Here is a 20,202-nt window from a genome sequence, read left to right as displayed (position 1 = left end):
GATAGTGATAATGATGGTATTCCTGATATTACTGAAGCAGGCGGTACTGATACAGATGGTGATGGTCGTGTAGATTATCCAACTCCTGGAGATCCTACTAGTATGGTTGATGCAGATAATGATGGTTTGGCAGATGATCTGGATAATGTTGATAGTGGTAGCGGCAGTGGAGAAATCACCTCAGGAACACCGCTAAACCCTCCGAATTCTGACGGCACAGGTAATCCAAATTATTTGGATATCGATAGTGATGATGATGGTATTGTAGATAATATAGAGGCACAACCTACAGCTACCTATGTAGCTCCAAGTGGTACTGATTCGGATGGAGATGGGTTAGATGATAGTTATGACACTGATAATGGAGGTGCAGCCGTTGTTCCTACTGACACTGATGGTGATACTGGTGAAAACCTTCCTGATTACATCGATTTAGATAGTGATAATGATGGTGAGAGCGATACCATTGAGGCATATGATACAGATAATGATGGTGTAGCCGATATTGTTCCGGCAAATTCTGATGCTGATAACGACGGTTTAGATGATAATTTTGATACAGATGATGCGAATCTTGATCCCACTAATGGAGGTCAAACTGCTAATAATCCATTCCCGGATACTGACAATGTAGGAGGAGAGCCTGATTGGAGAGACCCAATAGATAGTGATGGTGATGGTGTAGCGGATGTGAATGATTTAGATGATGACAATGATGGTATCCCTGATACTTCAGAAAGTGGTGGTATAGACCCTAATGCCGATGATGATAGTGATGGTATTCCTAACTTCCGCGATCCAGATTTTCCAGGATTTACGGATTCGAATGGTGATGGTGTGAATGACAATTTTGATTTCGATGGTGATGGTGTTCCCAATCATCTTGACCTAGATAGTGATAATGATGGTATTCCTGATATTACTGAAGCAGGCGGTACTGATACAGATGGTGATGGTCGTGTAGATTATCCAACTCCTGGAGATCCTACTAGTATGGTTGATGCAGATAATGATGGTTTGGCAGATGATCTGGATAATGTTGATAGTGGTAGCGGCAGTGGAGAAATCACCTCAGGAACACCGCTAAACCCTCCGAATTCTGACGGCACAGGTAATCCAAATTATTTGGATATCGATAGTGATGATGATGGTATTGTAGATAATATAGAGGCACAACCTACAGCTACCTATGTAGCTCCAAGTGGTACTGATTCGGATGGAGATGGGTTAGATGATAGTTATGACACTGATAATGGAGGTGCAGCCGTTGTTCCTACTGACACTGATGGTGATACTGGTGAAAACCTTCCTGATTACATCGATTTAGATAGTGATAATGATGGTGAGAGCGATACCATTGAGGCATATGATACAGATAATGATGGTGTAGCCGATATTGTTCCGGCAAATTCTGATGCTGATAACGACGGTTTAGATGATAATTTTGATACAGATGATGCGAATCTTGATCCCACTAATGGAGGTCAAACTGCTAGCAACCCATTTCCAGATACGGATTTCCCAACTGGTGAGCCAAACTGGAGGGAAGAAGCACTGCCAGATGTTGATCAGGATGGAATTGTCGATGTTTTAGACATCGATGATGATAATGATGGCATTCCTGATACTGCAGAAAGTGGCGGTATAGATCCTAGTGCTGATGATGATAGTGATGGTATTCCAAATTTCCGTGACCCGGATTTTCCAGGATTTACTGATTCGAATGGTGATGGGGTGAATGATAATTTGGATGCTGATAATGATGGCGTGCCAAATCATCTTGATCTGGACGCCGATAATGACGGTATTCCCGATAATGTTGAAGCCCAAACAACAGCTGGCTATTTAGTTCCCTCTGGTAATGATACTGACAATGACGGACTAGATGATAGTTATGATACCGATAATGGAGGGATAACAATTGTTCCAACCGATACAGATGGAAACACAACAGAAAATATACCAGACTACTTGGATGCTGATAGTGACGATGATGGTGTTCCAGATAGTATAGAAGGATTCGATACTGATAATGACGGAGTACCAAATATCAACCCCAGTGGCAATGATATTGACAATGATGGTCTTGATGATGCATTCGATAGCGATACCACGGGTTACGATGATCCAAATGGAAATCAAGTGAATACTGATCCAAGTACTGATCTCCCTGATACAGATGGTGATGCATTAACAGCACCAATTAACGATGTAAACTATAGGGATTCGGATGATGACAATGATGGTGTTCTGACTTCTAACGAAAATCCAGACCCAGATGGAGATCCTTCGACAAATGATGCACAGGATAGTGATGGAGATGGTATACCAGATTACTTGGATACTGATGATGATGGTGATGGGGTGGCTACAAGTAATGAGGGGCCAGATCCTGATGCCGATGGAGACCCGAATACTGGAGCAACACAAGATACCGACGGTGATGGGACGCCAGATTATTTGGATACCGATGATGATGGTGATGGTGTTGATACAGTGAACGAGAATCCGAATCCAGATGGCGATGAAGATCCGGGAACAGGGGGGACTCAAGACACTGATGGTGATACAATTTCCGATTATTTGGATGAGGACGATGACGGAGATGGTATCGATACAATTTTCGAAGGTTCTGATCCTGATAATGATGGAGACCCTAGTACAGGAGATACACAAGACACCGATGGTGACGGAACTCCTGATTACCTAGACCAGGATGATGACGATGACGGAATCAATACCGTAGATGAATCACCTGACCCTAACAATGACGGTAATCCCGATGACGCAGCAGACTCAGACGGAGATAGTATTCCGGATTATTTAGATGACAATGATACTGATAATGACGGGATTACAGACGATGTTGATCTTGATGATGATAATGACGGTATTCCGGATCTGGAAGAACAGAATGGAGATCCAACCTTGGATACGGATGGTGATGGTTTGATTGATAGTATTGATCTAGATGCAGATGGTGATGGTGTGCTCGACATATATGAAGCAGGACATGATGCTCTAGATACTGACGGAGATGGAAGACTTGACGGTCCTGTAGGCACAGATGGTATTCCGGATAGTGTACAGGATGATCCTAACGGCGGAGCAATAGATTATCCATTACAAGACTCAGATGGAGATGGTATTGATGATTTTCAGGATATTGATGATGATGGCGATGGTGTAAATACAATTACCGAAAACCCAAACCCAGATGCAGATGGAAATCCAAATACGGGAGAAACTCAAGATAGTGATGGAGATGGTGTTCCTGATTATTTGGATATTGATGATGATGGAGATGGAGTAGATACAATTTATGAGAATCCAAATCCCGATGGAGATGGTGATCCAAATACCGGCGATATTCAAGACTCAGATGGAGATGGTACACCAGATTATCTGGATGATGATGATGATGGAGATGGTATTAACACAATATTTGAAGGATCAGATCCTGATAATGATGGAAATCCAAATACTGGTGATACTCTGGATACTGATGCGGACGGAATTCCTGATTATCTTGATGACAATGATGATGATGATCCGGCGGACACGGCAGATGAAGGCCCGGACCCTAATGGTGATGGAAATCCTGATGATGCACAGGATAGTGATGTAGATGGGGTTCCAGACTACTTAGAACCAAATAATAATGATGGACAAGAAGTTCAGTTCTTTAACGGATTTTCTCCCAATGGAGATGGAAAAAATGATGTATTCGTCATCAGAGGATTAGAAAATTTCCCAGATAATACTTTAGAAGTTTACAACCGATGGGGGGTGTTGGTTTATGAAGCTAATGGCTATATGCAGAATAACCGGTATTTCAGGGGTGAGTCGGAAGGCAGGGTCACCGTGCAGCAAGAAAAACAGTTGCCGGAAGGTACCTACTATTACGTGTTACTGTATAATAATGGTACAGATCAAGTCGAGCGTTCAGGATTCCTTTACATTAACCGATAACCGAAACCATCATGAAAACTATATATATCCAAATTCAACTTAGTACATTAATAAACTATAGAAGGTTGTTCCTTTTTAATCAAGCGAGCAGTGATCCAGAGCGATTAATATATTTTAATCGTAAGCTATTTTTATTACTGGTTATATCACTTTTGACTTGCTTCAATAGTGTCGAGGCGCAGCAAGATGCCCAATACACACAGTATATGTATAACACCATCAGTGTAAATCCTGCATACGCCGGAAGCAGGGGTGTGTTTAGTGGTTTATTATTACACAGATCACAATGGGTAGGACTGGATGGTGCGCCTACTACGCAAACACTCAGTTTTAATACACCTTTGGACTCAGAAGGCACCTTAGGTTTGGGAGTGTCAGTAATCAATGACGAAATTGGTCCTAGTGAAGAGCAGAATTTGTTTGTTGACTTTAGTTATACGATCAATACTTCCGCGAATACAAAATTATCTTTTGGGTTAAAGGCCGGTGGAAATATTCTGAATGTGGATTTTTCTAAAACACCTACCTTGGAACCGGGCGATCCTCTTTTTGAGCAAAATATAGACCGACGTTTTTCTCCAAATTTTGGTGTTGGTTTGTATTGGCATAGTAATGATTGGTACGTAGGACTTTCGGTTCCAAATTTTTTAGAAACTGATCATTATGATGATAACGGTGCTAATTCTGATACTTTTTTAGCACAAGAACGAGTAAATTATTATTTAATAGGAGGGTATGTCTTCGATTTAAGTCCTTCACTAAAATTGAAGCCTGCTTTTCTAACTAAATATGTTTCTGGAGCTCCATTACAAGTTGATCTTTCGGCTAATTTACTGATTAATGAAAAATTAACGCTAGGAGCAGCTTACAGATGGAGTGCTGCTCTAAGTGCAATGGCTGGTTTTCAGATTACGGATGGGATTATGATCGGTTATGCCTACGATTTTGAGACTACAAGATTAAGGCGGTTTAACTCGGGCTCGCATGAAGTCTTTTTAAGAGTGGATTTATTCAGTAACGCAAGTGGGGTGTATTCTCCAAGATTTTTCTAAATACAATGACAATCATGAAAAAATATATATCACTAGTATGCGGCATTATTTGCTTAGGGCAAGCTATGGGACAATCAGAAAAAGCTAATGAGAGTTATAAATCATACGATTATCAAAAGGCAATCAAGCTGTATACAAATCAAATCGATGATGATACGAATGTCGATGTTAATATACTAGAAAAGCTAGCTAATTCTTATTATTTCAATGCAGACTTTAATAATGCTGAAGAATGGTATCGAAAATTATTTGATAAGGGAAATGCGGAGGTGGCTTCGGAATCTTACTTCCGTTTTTCCCAATCGCTAAAGGCAAATAAAAAGTATGTTGAAGCAGATAAATGGATGGAACGATTTGTCCAATCCGAACCAAATGACAGTAGAGCAAAGAGATTTGTTGAAACGAAAAACTATTTAGAAAAGATTGCAGAAAACGGAGGCCGATTTACTTTAGAACCGCAATCCTTCAATACTAATAATAATGATTTTGCTCCAAGTTTTTATGGAGAAAATCTACTGGTTTCCTCTGGCGGATCTTTAATTGGTTTTCAAGTAAAAAAGCATTTGTGGAACAATGAAACCTTATATGATCTTTATGAGGTGGTTCCTAATAAACAAGATGAAATAAAGAAGAGTAGAAGAAAGAAACTAAAGGGAATCAATACCCGCTTACATGAATCCTCATCAGTGGTCACTAAGGATGGCAATACTATGTATTTTACGCGTAATAATTTGTACGATGGGAAAAAGGGAGAGGATAGTGACGGTAATACTTTACTAAAATTGTATAAAGCCACAAAAAATGAAAACGGGAAATGGGATGCTATTACCCCATTGCCTTTTAATAGCGAAACATTTTCAACAGGGCATCCAGCTTTAAGCGATGATGAAAAGACCTTGTATTTTACATCTGATAGGCCAGGAGGTGTTGGTTCTTCTGATATTTACCGAGTATCTATTAAAGATAATAATTCATATGGAGATATAGAGAATCTTGGGCCTACGGTTAACACAGAAGGAAGAGAAAGTTTCCCCTTTGTAACAAAAAGTAATAAGCTATTTTTCGCTTCTGATGGGTTTTATGGCTTAGGCGGATTAGATGTCTTTGTTACGGACCTAGATCAGATAACAATAACTGAAAATAATGCCTTAGTTTACAATGTTGGAGAACCAATTAATAGCCCAAAAGATGATTTTAGTTTTATCATTAATGAAGATACCAACATGGGATATTTCGCATCAAATAGAGATGGTGGGCAAGGAGGAGATGATATTTATGGCTTTGTGCGGACCGGAGAAATAGAAACTACCTGTGACGGAGGGATCAATGGTTTAGCGTTCGAAACTCATTTTCAAAAACCACTTTCTGGAGCTACACTAAAATTAATTAATGCTAAGGGCGAAGAAGTTGCAAGTACCATATCCGACGCTCAGGGTAAATTTACCTTCGATGCGAGTTGTGCTAATGAAGCATACAAAATAGTAGGAAGCAAAGAAGGCCATAAAAGCGGGGAATCGAGTTTTAGTTTGAGCCGGGAAAACAACCGTCCTGATGTTCAGGTAGATTTATTGGAACTCCCTCCATATAAGGGCGAGGATATTGCAAAATTATTGAATTTGAGGCCCATATATTTTGCTTTGAATAAAGCTGCAATTCGAAAAAGTGAAGTGCCAGAACTCATGAAGGTATTGAATTATATGAAAGAAAACCCAACCGTAAAAATAGAAATCAGGTCACACACCGACAGTAGAGGTAGTGATTCATATAATCTTAAATTATCCGATAGACGAGCTAAGTCAACTGCAAAATGGATTGTTGATCAAGGTATTCCGGCCGATCGGATTAGCGGAAAGGGCTTTGGAGAATCTCAATTACTAAACCAATGTAGTAATGGTGTAAAATGTAATGATGCTACCCACGAAGAAAACAGGCGAAGTGAGTTTATAGTGGTAAGTAAATAAAATATCTGGTCTTACTAAGTTGAATTATTAAAAAGCCATTCTCGAAAAAGAATGGCTTTTTTAACGATCTGTCTTTCTGTAAACAAATTTATGCCCGCTCCAATCGGAATTTATAGCAGCAACTTTTACGTCAACAAGCCCCATTTTTAAACCGTATTTCATCACGTCAAACTTTTCAATAGTCGTGAGAATCTTTGATGTTTTTTTAGGCCAACTAATCCAAAGCATTCCAGACTTTTTGAGAGTGCTTTTTGCAGTTTTAAAGTATGTTGTTAACTCATCTTCCGAAGTTGCAAATAAGTGTATGAAATCTACTTCTCCTTTAAATAAATCATCTTCTATAAGTTGAACATCAGAAGGAAAGTCATTGAAAAATGATAAATAGGATGTCGGAGCATTGAGAATCAAAACTTCAAATCCAGACTTAATACCAAGTTTTTTAGCTAATGGAGTACCGGAATATCCTGTTGTAGTCATTTTTTGTTATTCAATGGTTATACGACATCATATTGACCCCTAACATAATCAACCGATAAGCCAATAAGTTCTGCTAAAGCCACCTTGTCAATATCAGCGAGATTTTTTACATATAAGCAAGAAACACCATTCTCAAACTTACCTAATTCTTTTAGAAGTGCTTCATACCGATAAAACCCAGCAATGATATATATAACTAAAAACTTTTTCCGCTGGCAAAACCCAGTAAGAAACCATTTTCCTCCACGACCATTTTTTAAGGTGTATTTATACTCGCCGAAACCAATCATACTACCTCGCCAAATTTTCGGAGGCTGCTTCGTGATATATAACATCATATCAAAAAGAGCAATACAATCTTCTTCTTTTTGCGGGTCTCCAATTTTATCAATTACGGCTTTTACCTCAGGGTAGTTGTCAATCATAGTTTAAAGATAAAAAGATGAATTTAACTTTAAACCGGTTTATAGAACTACTTAAACCTAGATTATTGAGTAACTTTCACTCTAAAGTATAGCTACGCTAATGACTGAAAAAGGCTTAGAAAGATATTGGACAGATCGTTATCATGAAAACCGAACAGGCTGGGATATCGGTTATATTTCTACGCCGCTTAAGACTTATTTTGATCAGTTAAAGGATAAGAATATGCGCATTTTAATTCCAGGTGCAGGAAATGCATATGAAGCTGAGTATCTTTTTCAGAATGGCTTCAAGCATGTATGTGTAATGGACATTTCTGAGGTACCATTAAAGGAATTCGGTAAGCGCAATCCCAATTTCCCCAAAGATCAATTGCTTCTTGAAGACTTTTTTAAACACGATAATCAATATGATTTAATTATCGAGCAAACCTTCTTCTGCTCTTTTCCTCCTACAGAAGAAACAAGAAGTCTGTATGCAAAGCAAATGGCTAAGTTACTCAACCCAAATGGAAAGTTAGTCGGTTTATGGTTTGATTTTCCTTTAACGGGTGATATGGAAAAACGACCTTTTGGTGGGGATCGAGAGTCGTACTTGAGCTACTTAAAACCTCATTTTAAGGTTAGGACTTTTGAGCAAAGTTATAACTCTATTCCAGAGCGGATGGGAAATGAGCTGTTCGGAATATTCTTAAAAAAGATTTGACTAACTATTAAACCAGCTTTTATTCTTAAAAACAAGACGAACTTCGCTCTTGATTAAGCTTCAAAAACTATAGTTTTTTTATTTGTTGAATGAAACAATTTCCCATTTGCTAGCCTTATTTTGCACGGCAAGCATGTTTTCACCAATAAACCTACTATTTGAATAGGGTTTTTCATAATCTTTTGGACGCATGTATAAATAAGGAATATCACGTAAAACTTTTACTATCCCTCCTTTGGTATCTATAATGGCTTCGAAAAAATCATAAGAGATAATCTCTTTATTCAAATATTGGTTTACTCCTTTTACACGTTTGTTAATTACAGTAGCCAGGGCATAACCGTTATTAAAATTGCTGACATTTAAAAACTGAGGCTTTATAACAATGGTTCCTGTTTTGTTTATATAACCATAATATGGTATGTCGTCTTTGTATTCGACGATAATACAGAGACCGTTTTTAAACAACGGATATTTTTTTTCATTATCCATCCAATAGTTTTCAGAAACGATATTGTCTTTAAAGTTTATAATCACCTTATTATTGGAATCTATAAAACCCCAGCTCGAGTTTTTTTTAACAGCGATAAGATCTTCGCTTAATTCACCAATGGCTTCATATGCTACTATATCTTGACTGAAGGCGAGGAATGGCATTATGGCGAAAAATAAAAGTATTAGGGTCGATTTCATGATTTCGATGTTTTAAATATTTCATCTAGGAAATTAATAAACCGACTTGGTAGTTTAAATGATTTGTGTCATATGGAAAAGAGAATTTAAAAGCTTCTTTGAGGGTGTCTGATTGTTTTAAAGTGAAATCAGAATGACCAAAACGGAAAAGGTATATTAAGCTCTAGCAGTGCAGGAGTTAGTCGATACTGCTAGCGAATTCCAAAAAACGAAAAAACCTTAACCAAAGAAAACCTCCTATGGATTATAGAGAATGGGAGTACAACCCAGAAAATTCAGATTGGATTGATGCTATTACAGGCGAAGTACTTACGGATTACATAATGCCTTCTCACTTACAGGCCATTCTAAGCGAAAACATTGATTTGAATCAAAATTATCTATTTTAAGTTTCTGTTAAACAAAATTTTGAGTTGTTAAAATTTAATACCTTTGCAATTAATATGAAACGAATATTCCATAAAATAATGTCATTAATAATGGCTTTTGTAGTGTTATTCTCTACAATGTCATTTACTATTGATATGCATTATTGTGGAGATACTTTAGTAGATACTGCGATATTCAAAAAGGCAGAAAATTGCGGAATGAAAATGCGGTCCGCTTCAAGTTCAGATTGTTCAATAGAAAAAAAGAATTGTTGTAGTGATGAGCAATTACTAATTGATGGTCAAAATGAGTTAAAAACATCTCTTGAAAGACTGACCTATGAACAACAACAAATTGTAGTTTCTTTCGTTTTAAGCTACATTGATTTATTTGAGGGTTTTGATGGAGAAATAAACTCTTTTAGAGAATACAAACCACCACTCATCGTCAGGCAAATCTTCAAGATTGACGAGACCTATTTAATTTGATTTTTAAGCAATAGACTTTTTTATCCTATGACTGCAATGTCCTAAGGATAATTTGTTGTGTTCGGTGTTTTCTCAACACCAATGTCTAACTGTTTAATAATCAAACTATATGCTTAATAAAGCAATCAAATTTCTTATCGAGAATAAACTTGTTGCAGTACTGCTACTCGTCTTTTTCGTAGGATGGGGAACGGTAAATGCACCTTTTAACTGGGACACAGGTTTCTTACCAAGCAATCCTGTTGCTGTAGATGCCATACCAGATATAGGTGAGAACCAACAAATCGTTTTTACAAAGTGGGATGGTCGCTCACCACAAGATATAGAAGACCAAATTACCTATCCATTAACCACTTCCTTGTTAGGTATTCCTGGAGTGAAAACCATTCGTAGTTCATCAATGTTCGGCTTTTCAAGTATCTATATCATTTTTGAAGAAGACATAGAATTTTATTGGAGCAGAAGTCGCATACTCGAAAAACTGAATTCCTTACCAAATGGTTTATTACCCCAAGGTGTTAATCCAGCATTGGGACCAGATGCCACAGGATTAGGACAAATATTTTGGTACACACTTGAAGGTCGTGATGAAAATGGAAACGTTACTGGCGGTTGGGATTTACAAGAGCTACGCAGTATTCAAGATTACTATGTTAAATATGCACTATCCTCTGCAAGCGGAGTATCAGAAGTTGCCTCTATTGGTGGTTATGTTCAGGAGTATCAAGTAGATGTTAATCCTGAATTGATGCGTCAATATAATATTGGTTTGCATCATATTGTAAAAGCAGTTAAGGAAAGTAATAAAGACATTGGTGCGCAAACTATTGAAATCAATAATGCAGAATATTTAGTACGTGGTTTAGGGTATGTCAAGTCTATTTCTGACATAGAGAACGCAGTTGTTACTTCCGAAGATTATACAGCAATACGAATTAAAGACATCGGAAAAGTATCATTAGGTCCTGCAACAAGACGTGGATTATTAGATAAAGAAGGTGCAGAAGTTGTGGGTGCTGTTGTTGTGGCTCGTTACGGAGCAAACCCAATGGAAGTAATCAATAATGTCAAAGAGAAAATTAACGAATTAAGTGCAGGATTACCTTCAAAAGTATTAGCAGACGGTAGAACATCACAAGTAACCATTGTACCATTTTACGATAGAACCGTATTAATTCAAGAAACATTAGGCACACTTAACGAAGCATTGACTTTGGAAATACTGATTACCATTTTGGTTATCATCATTATGGTGTTTAATCTTCGAGCTTCAGTATTAATTTCTGGCTTGTTACCTATTGCAGTTTTAATGGTTTTTATAGCAATGAAGTTCTTTGGAGTAGATGCCAACATTGTCGCCTTATCTGGTATCGCAATTGCTATTGGTACAATGGTCGATGTTGGTGTGATTCTTTCAGAAAACATTATAAGGCACTTGGATGAAGATGATGGAACACAAACCATTAATACGGTAGTTTATAATGCAACAGCAGAAGTTTCTGGTGCTATTGTAACCGCAGTAATGACAACAATAATTAGTTTCATTCCAGTCTTTACAATGATTGGTGCAGAAGGAAAATTATTTAGACCATTAGCTTTTACAAAAACCTTTGCTTTAACAGCATCTATTGTTGTTGCTTTATTTTTAATACCACCATTTGCAGCATTTTTATTCAGAAAGAAAAGCATTAAAAACACTTTTAAATATGTTTTAAATGGTGTTTTAATAGCTTTAGGTATCGTAGCAATAGTCTATGGGTATTGGTTAGGATTGATTTTGATAGTTTTTGGAATTACAGCACTTCTCAATCTTCAAAATAAGATAGCAGACAAACAAACTAACCTTATCAATATCATTATTTCAGCATCAGCAATAGTATTCTTGTTAGCCGAATATTGGCGACCATTAGGAGTAGATAAAAGCATCTTTTGGAATCTCATTTTTGTAAGTGTAATTTGTTTTGGTTTATTGGGTGTTTTCTCACTATTCATCAAATATTACACGCGTATTTTAAGGTGGTGTTTAGAAAATAAATTGTTGTTTTTGTCTATTCCTACTGCGATTGTTATTGCAGGGTTTTTGATTATGAAGAATACAGGCAAAGAGTTTATGCCATCCTTAAATGAAGGCTCATTTCTACTAATGCCAACCTCAATGCCTCATTCTGGCGTAGAAGAAAACAAACGGGTTTTACAGCAATTGGATATGGCCGTCGCCAGTATTCCAGAGATTGAAACGGTTGTTGGTAAAGCAGGTAGAACAGAATCAGCGTTAGACCCAGCACCACTATCAATGTATGAAAACATCATTCAGTATAAGCCAGAATATATGCTGAATGTAGATGGAGAAAGACAACGCTATAAGGTAAATGAGGATGGTTTGTTTGAATTGAAAGATGGTAGCTTTATTTCTAATCCTAATAATTCCGAAAATATTGCTTATAGCACAGTCAAAAGGTCTCAACTAATCGAAGACGGGGATGGTGAATACTATCGTAATTGGCGACCAGAAATTGAATCACCAGACGATATTTGGAATGAAATTGTAAGAGTTACCAAATTACCTGGAGTTACGTCAGCACCAAAACTACAACCTATTGAAACCCGATTGGTAATGCTTCAAACAGGAATGCGAGCACCTATGGGAATAAAGGTAAAAGGTCAAGACTTAAAACAAATTGAAGCGTTTGGAGTACAATTAGAAAACATTATCAAGGAAGCTGAAGGTGTTAAAAAAGAAGCTGTCTTTGCAGACCGTATTGTTGGTAAACCGTATTTGTTGATTGATATTGATAGAGAGAAAATCGCACGATATGGCATTTCAATACAAGATGTTCAAGATGTATTGAAAGTTGCTGTTGGTGGTATGGTCTTAACTCAAACAGTCGAAGGTCGTGAGCGCTATGGTGTTCGTGTGCGATATCCAAGAGAATTACGAGCAAATCCAACAGACTTACAACAGATTTATGTGCCAGTTTCAACAGGCAGTCCTGTTCCATTAAGCGAATTGGCAACCATTCGCTACGAACAAGGGCCACAAGTCATTAAAAGTGAAGATACCTTTTTAGTAGGTTATGTACTGTTCGATAAATTAGATGGTTTTGCAGAAGTAAGTGTTGTTGAAAATGCACAAGCACTTATCCAAGAAAAGATAGATTCTGGTGAGCTAATTGTGCCAAAAGGTATCAACTATGCATTCACAGGAACGTATGAAAATCAGTTACGAGCAGAAAAAACACTATCTGTTGTTGTGCCATTAGCATTGGCAATCATCTTTTTAATACTGTATTTCCAATTCCGTTCTGTTGGTACATCATTAATGGTGTTTACAGGTATTGCAGTAGCGTTTGCAGGTGGCTTTATAATCATATGGCTCTATGGCCAAGATTGGTTTTTAAACTTCAACTTCTTTGGCGAAAATCTGCGTGATTTATTCCAGATGCACCCAATTAATTTAAGTGTGGCAGTTTGGGTAGGCTTTATTGCACTCTTCGGTATTGCAACAGATGACGGAGTAGTAATGGCTACCTATTTAAAACAAACATTTAGCAAAAATAATCCCCTTACCCTAATTGATGTACGACTATCGGTAATTGAAGCAGGAGAAAAACGTATTCGCCCTTGTTTAATGACAACGGCTACAACTATTCTTGCTTTGTTACCGATACTTACATCTACAGGAAGAGGAAGCGATATTATGATACCAATGGCCATACCAAGCTTCGGCGGAATGCTAATCGCATTAATTACCTTATTTGTTGTGCCGGTTTTGTATAGTTGGAAAGCAGAAGTTGAACTAAAAAGAGCATCAAAATGAAATACATAAAAATCAATATAAAAGCAGTCTTTGTTCTTTGTGCTTTATGCTTCGTGGTTTCTGCGCAAAGTCAAGAGTTAGAAACGCTTATTGATGTAGCATTAAATAACAATCCAGAAATTCAAAAGTTGGAGTTACAATACAAGAGAGTTTCAGAAAAAGTAAATGAGGTCAACACTATTCCGAATACCGAATTTGGTGTAGGTTACTTTATAAGTGAACCAGAAACACGAACAGGAGCGCAACGCTTTAAAGTATCAGCTAAACAAATGCTACCGTGGTTTGGTACAATTACATCAAGAGAAAATTATGTGAGTTCATTAACTGATGCAAAATATGAAGACATTGTTATCGCAAAGCGAAAATTGATGGCTTCTGTATCACAATCTTATTATAATTTATACGCCAACAAAGCGAAACAAAAGGTATTGGTTCAAAATATTGAATTGCTCAAAACTTATGAGACTTTAGCACTTACGTCTGTTGAGGTTGGTAAAGCCTCTGCTGTAGATGTGTTGCGATTACAAATGCGTCAAAATGAAATGCAACAACTAAAAGAGGTGTTGCAACAACAATTTTTGGCGGAACAAACGAATCTTAATAATCTTTTGAATAGGAAAAATGATATTTCTGTTACTGTGGTAGAGAGTTTAATAATGCCTTCAGAAGACTTTGAAATCATCACTGAAAATTTAGCATTGCATCCTGAACTGTTAAAGTATGATAAACTATTTCAATCCATAGAACAATCAGAATTACTAAACCAAAAAGAAAGCAGTCCTATGATTGGTTTTGGCTTAGACTATATCAATGTTTCCGAAAGACCAGATATGAGCTTCACGGATAATGGTAAAGATATTGTGATGCCTATGATTTCGGTATCCATTCCAATTTTTAATAAAAAATATAAATCTCAAACCAAGCAGAATGAGCTAGAACAGCAAGAAATAACAGCTCAAAAACAAGAACAATTAAACACTTTGGAAACACTTTTAAGTAAAGCGATTAATGAGCGTATTTCGGCAAGAATAAGTTATGAGACTCAAACCAAGAATTTAAAACAAGCTAAAGATGCAGAAGACATCTTAATCAAAAGTTACGAAATAGGAACGATAGATTTTAATGATGTTTTGGATATTCAGGAATTGCAACTAAAGTTTCAAATGAACCAAATAGAGTCTATTAAGGGTTACTATGTGCAAAGCACAATTATTAATTACTTAACCAATTAAGCAATGAAAAGATTAACATATATAATCGTATTAGTGTTTTTTACAATTGCCTTTTCGTCTTGTCGCGATAAAGAAAGTAAAACTCTTTCAACAGAAGTAAAACATTCAGGTGCTTTAAGAACAATAATGTCTGGTAATATTCAACCCGTAATTAGTTTAGACACACTTTCAAAAATGAAAAACCTTTACGCTCTTGGTGCTGTGGATAACCTCAAGGGCGAAATTCAAATATTTGATAGTCAACCAAGCAACAGTTTTGTGGTTGATAGTAGTTTACAGATTAAAGATTCTTACAATTTAAAAGCATCTCTATTAGTATATGCAGAAATTGAAGCGTGGGATTCTTTTCAAATTGAGAATAGTAAAACAAAAAGTGATTTAGAAAAGCAAATTTTTGAAATAGCAACAAATAATGGAATTGACGTAGAAAAACCATTTCCTTTCCTATTAGAAGGTACTATCGCTTCTTTAGATTGGCACGTTATAAACTGGAATGATGACGACACTATCCACAATCACAAAAAGCATAAAGAATCTGGTTTAAATGGAACTTTGCAAGATCGAGAAGTTCAAATCGTTGGTTTCTATTCTACAAAACACCAAGCAGTTTTTACCCATCATACAACCAATATGCATATGCACTTTAAGACAGATGATAAAGATATCGCAGGCCATATTGATGATTTGTCATTAAATCAAACAATAATATTAAAGCTACCAAAACAATGAAACATACATATAATATAACAGGAATGACTTGCAATAACTGTAAAGCTTCCGTAGAAAGATATTTAAGCGAAATAGATGACATATCGGAGGTATCTGTTAATCTTGAAAAAGGTGAAGCAGAAGTGAAAATGGACAAACATATTTCAACTGATTTATTGCAAAAAGCATTACCAGAAAAGTATACCTTATCTGAAAAGAAAGTGAAGAATGTGTTTACATCTTCAAGTATGTCGGCAATGCCAATGGAAGAAGAAAAAAGCAAATTGCAACAATTAAAACCGCTAATACTTATTATTTTTTATATCGCTTCATCGAGTATTTTACTTCACTATAAGAATTGGTCTTGGAGTGTCTTTATGCTGGATTTTATGGGCTTATTCTACATTGTATTTAGTTTCTTTAAGATGTTGGATTTAAAAGGGTTTCCAGAGTCCTTTAGTATGTATGACCCTTTAGCAAAACGCATTCCAATTTACGGTAAAATATATCCTTTTGTTGAAACTGCTTTAGGCATAATGTTCCTAATGCGCCTTGAAATAAATATCGCACTTATCGTCACACTTGTTGTTTTAGTAATTACCACAATTGGAGTTACGAAAACACTTTTAGATAAGAAAGCTATTCGATGTGCCTGTTTAGGTACGGCCCTTAAATTACCAATGACAGAAGCCACTTTTATAGAGAACGCCATTATGATAGTTATGGCAAGTTTAATGTTAATAATTTAATTATGGTAAACAGACATACAGCATTAAAAATAAGGAAAACACATCGCTATTTAGGTTTGTTTTTGGGTATTCAATTTTTGTTTTGGACCATAAGTGGCTTATACTTTAGTTGGACAAATATTGATGATATACATGGAGACCATTTTAAAAATATGGAATACCAGCCTAAAGCATTTAACGACCTCATTAGTCCATCACAACTTCATGTTTCGAAAGGTATTAATACTATTGAATTGAGAGACATCGATAACACACCTTACTATTGGGTAAATAAAGAGCAATTATACAATGCCATTAATGGAAAAGTAAAGTATAACATTACAAAAAATGAAGCGCTCTATGTCGCAAAAAATTATATAAAAAGTGACTTGAAAGTAGAAACTATAGAACAAATAACTCAAGCTGGAAAACACCACGAATATCGAGAAAAGCTATTACCTGCATACGTGATTTCATATAAAACAGATGAATCTCTTAAAGCTTATGTATCTGTAAAAGATGGAAAATTTCAAACAGTAAGGCATCGTAGTTGGCGTTGGTTCGATTTTTTATGGATGACACATACTATGGATTATGAGGGTAGAGACAACTTTAATACAATAGTATTAAGAGCCTTTTCGCTTTTAGGTTTAATTACTGTATTAAGTGGATTTTTATTATGGTTTACATCTTCAGCTTCAGTTAGAAAATTATTAAAACGAAATAAAAAGTAAGAGATGAAAAAGATATTAATTTATGGAGGAATATTAGTAGTTGGTTTACTCCTGGGTTGGTTGCTGTTTGGAGATTCGTCTAATGAAAGTACATATCACAATCATTCTGCAACAACGGAAACAAATCAAATGTGGACGTGTTCAATGCATCCACAAATTATGCAACCAGAACCAGGCGATTGCCCTATTTGTGGGATGGATTTAATTCCTGCCGAAAGTAGTGCAGATGGTTTATTGGCAGACCAATTTAAATTAACGGAAAATGCAATGGCATTAGCCAATATTCAAACGACTGTTGTTGGCAAGGGAAATATTGAAGGCAACACTATTAAATTATCTGGTAAAATCGCTGAAAATGAAGAAGCAAACGCAGTACAAGTCAGTTATTTTTCGGGTAGAATAGAACGTTTGAATGTGAGTTTTACAGGCGAAGAAGTTCGTAAAGGCCAATTATTGGCAACCATTTATTCGCCAGAATTGTATGCAGCACAACAAGAATTGATTACGGCTTCGTCACTAAAAGAATCGCAACCTGCACTTTACAAAGCAGTTCGTAATAAATTAAAATTGTGGAAACTCTCTGACAATCAAATCAATCAGATTGAAGAAACCCAAAAAGTAAAAGAAAACTTTCCAGTTTATGCAACCGTTTCAGGAACAGTTACCGAAAAATTAGTGGAACAAGGCGATTACATCAAACAAGGTCAACCATTGCTTAAAATTGCAAATCTCAATACGGTTTGGGCAAATTTTGATGTATATGAAAATCAAATCGATTTATTTAAAAAGGGACAAGAAGTTTTAGTGACTACAAATGCTTATGCTAAAAAGAAATTTAAAGGGAAAGTCGATTTCCTAGACCCTATTTTAAATATCAAAACAAGAACAGTAGCCTTACGTGTAGTGCTTCATAATAAAAACGATGTATTTAAACCTGGAATGTTTGTAACTGCAAATATTGACCGAGTTTCAAGTAGTAATGATGAGGTATTAACAATTCCGGCATCTGCTGTGCTTTGGACAGGTGAACGTTCTGTTGTCTATTTAAAAGCCAATCCAGACCAAACCGTTTTTGAAATGCGCGAAGTAGTTTTAGGCAATCAAATTGGTAATGAATATGAAGTTTTAGAGGGATTATTTGTTGGCAATGAAATCGTGACTAACGGAACATTTACTGTAGATGCAGCAGCTCAATTGCAAGGTAAAAAATCTATGATGAATAAAGAAGGGGGTAAAATAATGACAGGTCACGAAGGACATTTAGGTATGGATAATACTACTTCAAAAAAAGAAAGTGACCATACTAATATGAATGAACGATTCACGGTATCAGAGAAATTTCAAGAACAATTAAAAGTTGTTTTCAATGATTATATCCATTTAAAAAATGCTTTAGTTAAAGAAGATTCAAAAAATACTTCAGTTAATGCAACAAGTTTACTAAACAATTTAAGTAAAGTAGATATGAAATTGTTATCAGATAATAACGCTCACACACATTGGATGTCAATAGTAAAAGAAATAAAATCTTCTGCAACTTCAATATCTAATTTGTCAGCTATTAAAGCGCAAAGAGACCATTTTAAACATTTGTCATCACATCTAATCAATGTTGTTCAATTGTTTGGTATAAATGAAAAAGTCTATGTGGAATTTTGTCCGATGGCAGATAACAACAAGGGCGCATATTGGTTGAGCAAAGAAGAAAAAGTAATCAATCCATATTTTGGTGATGCAATGCTAACCTGTGGAGAAGTAAAGCAAATAATAGAATAATAGCAATTAAATTTTTAAATAATGAAGAAAGTAATTTTAAGTGTAGCCGTAATAGCTTTATTGGGTTTAACAAGTTGTAAAAACGAAACTAAAAAAGAAACAGACACAACAACTAAAGAAATATCCAGGGAAGTGGCTATGACAGACCTATCTTTTGGTGTAAGAGGTAATTGTGGTATGTGTAAAAGTACCATTGAAAAGGCAGCTAATAGCGTTGATGGCGTGGCAAGTGCCAATTGGGATGTAGATAAAAAGAAAATTGACGTGTCTTATGATGATGACAAAACAGATGCAATGGCTATTCATAAGGCAATTGCAGCTTCAGGTTATGATACCGAAAAGGTTTCAGGAAGTAAAGAGGCTTATAAAAACTTACCCGGATGTTGCCAATATGATCACGAAATGGTAATGAATCAGTCTGGAGAAGTTAAAGAAGATGACGATTAATCTTTAAAGTCTTTAATTAAATCGATAGTATTGTCAACGATACTGTCAGCTAGAAAAAAAAAGCCCCTATTTATGGGGCTTTTAAGTTGAGATTGTGGACTCGGAGAGGACCGAGCGTTTAGAAAATGCCCTGTTGACATTTTTAGCGAAAGAGCCAGAAGATGGGGCTGGCGAATCTCCCGAATACGCAAAAACCCGCCTTTAGGCGGGTTTACAGTGGAGTCGGAGGGATTCGAACCCTCGTCCAAACAAGCAATTAAAATGCTTTCTACGCGCTTAGTTTTTGTTTAATTTTCATCTTTAGGCTGACCAAAAACCGCCTACCTAAAGCCTATCTTCTTTAATTTCGATGTGGCATCGAAGTGCTACCACATCTAGGTTTATTTTTACGAAATCTCATAATCAGTCGCCATAAACCAAGGCTCCCGAGAGATTTCCTGCTTGTCTACCTTGTAGACCGAGGCGTAATCTTACTAAAATTCAGATTATGCAGCTAGGGCGTAGTTATTATCGCCGTTTAAAAAGTTGAAATAAGCGTTTAACGAGCATTAATTTCATAGCTCGGCGTGCTTACACTATAATTGGTCTCGCTGTCAAAACCAGTCGACCCCATTTTTGTC

16 protein-coding genes and 1 other RNA gene are annotated in these 20,202 nt (G+C 36.3%); 13 read left to right on the top strand and 4 right to left on the bottom strand.

Going from position 1 to position 20,202, the window contains the following annotated elements:
• The 3 genes from GWK10_RS03615 to GWK10_RS03605 form a co-directional block, all read left to right on the top strand.
• Positions 1-3,972: T9SS type B sorting domain-containing protein (locus GWK10_RS03615; RefSeq protein WP_164029527.1), on the top strand; the 3,972-nt coding region annotated here is incomplete at its 5' end.
• A gap of 11 nt (positions 3,973-3,983) precedes the next feature.
• Positions 3,984-5,024, top strand: coding sequence for a PorP/SprF family type IX secretion system membrane protein (locus GWK10_RS03610; RefSeq protein ID WP_164029526.1), 1,041 nt, complete (start codon positions 3,984-3,986; stop codon positions 5,022-5,024).
• A gap of 14 nt (positions 5,025-5,038) precedes the next feature.
• On the top strand, positions 5,039-6,985 hold the full coding sequence (locus GWK10_RS03605) for an OmpA family protein (RefSeq protein ID WP_164029525.1): 1,947 nt from the start codon (positions 5,039-5,041) through the stop codon (positions 6,983-6,985).
• Positions 6,986-7,045: 60 nt separating this feature from the next.
• Here the strand turns inward: GWK10_RS03605 and GWK10_RS03600 are convergent, their stop codons facing one another.
• Both GWK10_RS03600 and GWK10_RS03595 read right to left on the bottom strand, forming a co-directional pair.
• Complete coding sequence (locus GWK10_RS03600) at positions 7,046-7,462, bottom strand: DUF3052 family protein (RefSeq protein ID WP_164029524.1); 417 nt, start codon at positions 7,460-7,462, stop codon at positions 7,046-7,048.
• A gap of 17 nt (positions 7,463-7,479) precedes the next feature.
• A complete protein-coding gene (locus tag GWK10_RS03595) occupies positions 7,480-7,887 on the bottom strand; it encodes a DUF1801 domain-containing protein (RefSeq protein ID WP_164029523.1) in 408 nt (135 codons plus the stop codon).
• A 100-nt stretch (positions 7,888-7,987) separates the two neighbouring features.
• On the opposite strand from GWK10_RS03595, the gene GWK10_RS03590 reads away from it, so the two are divergent.
• Positions 7,988-8,590: a methyltransferase domain-containing protein gene (locus tag GWK10_RS03590; protein ID WP_164029522.1), complete on the top strand. Its 603-nt coding sequence runs from the start codon at positions 7,988-7,990 to the stop codon at positions 8,588-8,590.
• 78 nt (positions 8,591-8,668) lie between these two features.
• Here the strand turns inward: GWK10_RS03590 and GWK10_RS03585 are convergent, their stop codons facing one another.
• On the bottom strand, positions 8,669-9,283 hold the full coding sequence (locus tag GWK10_RS03585) for a WG repeat-containing protein (protein WP_164029521.1): 615 nt from the start codon (positions 9,281-9,283) through the stop codon (positions 8,669-8,671).
• Positions 9,284-9,522: 239 nt separating this feature from the next.
• On the opposite strand from GWK10_RS03585, the gene GWK10_RS03580 reads away from it, so the two are divergent.
• The 9 genes from GWK10_RS03580 (at position 9,523) to GWK10_RS03540 (ending at position 19,582) form a co-directional block, all read left to right on the top strand.
• Positions 9,523-9,672 (top strand): hypothetical protein, encoded by a 150-nt coding sequence (locus tag GWK10_RS03580; protein ID WP_164029520.1) that lies wholly within the window; start codon positions 9,523-9,525, stop codon positions 9,670-9,672.
• 54 nt (positions 9,673-9,726) lie between these two features.
• The gene (locus tag GWK10_RS03575; protein WP_164029519.1) at positions 9,727-10,140 is read left to right on the top strand and encodes an HYC_CC_PP family protein; all 414 of its coding nucleotides are present in this window, start codon (positions 9,727-9,729) and stop codon (positions 10,138-10,140) included.
• 109 nt (positions 10,141-10,249) lie between these two features.
• A complete protein-coding gene (locus GWK10_RS03570; RefSeq protein WP_164029518.1) occupies positions 10,250-13,957 on the top strand; it encodes an efflux RND transporter permease subunit in 3,708 nt (1,235 codons plus the stop codon).
• Positions 13,954-15,189 (top strand): TolC family protein, encoded by a 1,236-nt coding sequence (locus tag GWK10_RS03565; RefSeq protein ID WP_164029517.1) that lies wholly within the window; start codon positions 13,954-13,956, stop codon positions 15,187-15,189. Before GWK10_RS03570 ends, GWK10_RS03565 begins: the two co-directional genes overlap by 4 nt.
• Positions 15,190-15,192: 3 nt before the next feature.
• On the top strand, positions 15,193-15,918 hold the full coding sequence (locus GWK10_RS03560) for an acetolactate decarboxylase (RefSeq protein ID WP_164029516.1): 726 nt from the start codon (positions 15,193-15,195) through the stop codon (positions 15,916-15,918).
• On the top strand, positions 15,915-16,646 hold the full coding sequence (locus GWK10_RS03555) for a heavy metal translocating P-type ATPase (RefSeq protein WP_164029515.1): 732 nt from the start codon (positions 15,915-15,917) through the stop codon (positions 16,644-16,646). Before GWK10_RS03560 ends, GWK10_RS03555 begins: the two co-directional genes overlap by 4 nt.
• 2 nt (positions 16,647-16,648) lie before the next feature.
• Entirely contained in the window at positions 16,649-17,359 is a 711-nt protein-coding gene (locus tag GWK10_RS03550) for a PepSY domain-containing protein (protein ID WP_164029514.1), read from the top strand.
• 3 nt (positions 17,360-17,362) lie between these two features.
• On the top strand, positions 17,363-19,135 hold the full coding sequence (locus GWK10_RS03545) for an efflux RND transporter periplasmic adaptor subunit (protein WP_164029513.1): 1,773 nt from the start codon (positions 17,363-17,365) through the stop codon (positions 19,133-19,135).
• 21 nt (positions 19,136-19,156) lie between these two features.
• Complete coding sequence (locus GWK10_RS03540) at positions 19,157-19,582, top strand: heavy-metal-associated domain-containing protein (RefSeq protein WP_164029512.1); 426 nt, start codon at positions 19,157-19,159, stop codon at positions 19,580-19,582.
• Between the two features lie 214 nt (positions 19,583-19,796).
• On the opposite strand, the gene ssrA is transcribed toward GWK10_RS03540, so the two are convergent.
• Positions 19,797-20,193: a transfer-messenger RNA gene (gene ssrA, locus GWK10_RS03535) on the bottom strand.
• Positions 20,194-20,202: the final 9 nt, after the last annotated feature.

This window comes from Spongiivirga citrea, from assembly GCF_010671565.1.
In the GTDB taxonomy this organism is placed as follows: Bacteria; Bacteroidota; Bacteroidia; order Flavobacteriales; family Flavobacteriaceae; genus Spongiivirga; species Spongiivirga citrea.
The sequence above is the reverse complement of the archived record's forward strand: the minus strand, read 5'-3'. Positions and strand labels throughout refer to the sequence as shown.

Bases quoted from the DNA above. Each gene is read 5' to 3' on its own strand.
- GWK10_RS03610 (WP_164029526.1), top strand. From the start codon at position 3,984: ATGAAAACTATATATATCCAAATTCAACTTAGTACATTAATAAACTAT.
- GWK10_RS03605 (WP_164029525.1), top strand. From the start codon at position 5,039: ATGAAAAAATATATATCACTAGTATGCGGCATTATTTGCTTAGGGCAA.
- GWK10_RS03600 (WP_164029524.1), bottom strand. From the start codon at position 7,462: ATGACTACAACAGGATATTCCGGTACTCCATTAGCTAAAAAACTTGGT.
- GWK10_RS03595 (WP_164029523.1), bottom strand. From the start codon at position 7,887: ATGATTGACAACTACCCTGAGGTAAAAGCCGTAATTGATAAAATTGGA.
- GWK10_RS03590 (WP_164029522.1), top strand. From the start codon at position 7,988: ATGACTGAAAAAGGCTTAGAAAGATATTGGACAGATCGTTATCATGAA.
- GWK10_RS03585 (WP_164029521.1), bottom strand. From the start codon at position 9,283: ATGAAATCGACCCTAATACTTTTATTTTTCGCCATAATGCCATTCCTC.
- GWK10_RS03580 (WP_164029520.1), top strand. From the start codon at position 9,523: ATGGATTATAGAGAATGGGAGTACAACCCAGAAAATTCAGATTGGATT.
- GWK10_RS03575 (WP_164029519.1), top strand. From the start codon at position 9,727: ATGAAACGAATATTCCATAAAATAATGTCATTAATAATGGCTTTTGTA.
- GWK10_RS03570 (WP_164029518.1), top strand. From the start codon at position 10,250: ATGCTTAATAAAGCAATCAAATTTCTTATCGAGAATAAACTTGTTGCA.
- GWK10_RS03565 (WP_164029517.1), top strand. From the start codon at position 13,954: ATGAAATACATAAAAATCAATATAAAAGCAGTCTTTGTTCTTTGTGCT.
- GWK10_RS03560 (WP_164029516.1), top strand. From the start codon at position 15,193: ATGAAAAGATTAACATATATAATCGTATTAGTGTTTTTTACAATTGCC.
- GWK10_RS03555 (WP_164029515.1), top strand. From the start codon at position 15,915: ATGAAACATACATATAATATAACAGGAATGACTTGCAATAACTGTAAA.
- GWK10_RS03550 (WP_164029514.1), top strand. From the start codon at position 16,649: ATGGTAAACAGACATACAGCATTAAAAATAAGGAAAACACATCGCTAT.
- GWK10_RS03545 (WP_164029513.1), top strand. From the start codon at position 17,363: ATGAAAAAGATATTAATTTATGGAGGAATATTAGTAGTTGGTTTACTC.
- GWK10_RS03540 (WP_164029512.1), top strand. From the start codon at position 19,157: ATGAAGAAAGTAATTTTAAGTGTAGCCGTAATAGCTTTATTGGGTTTA.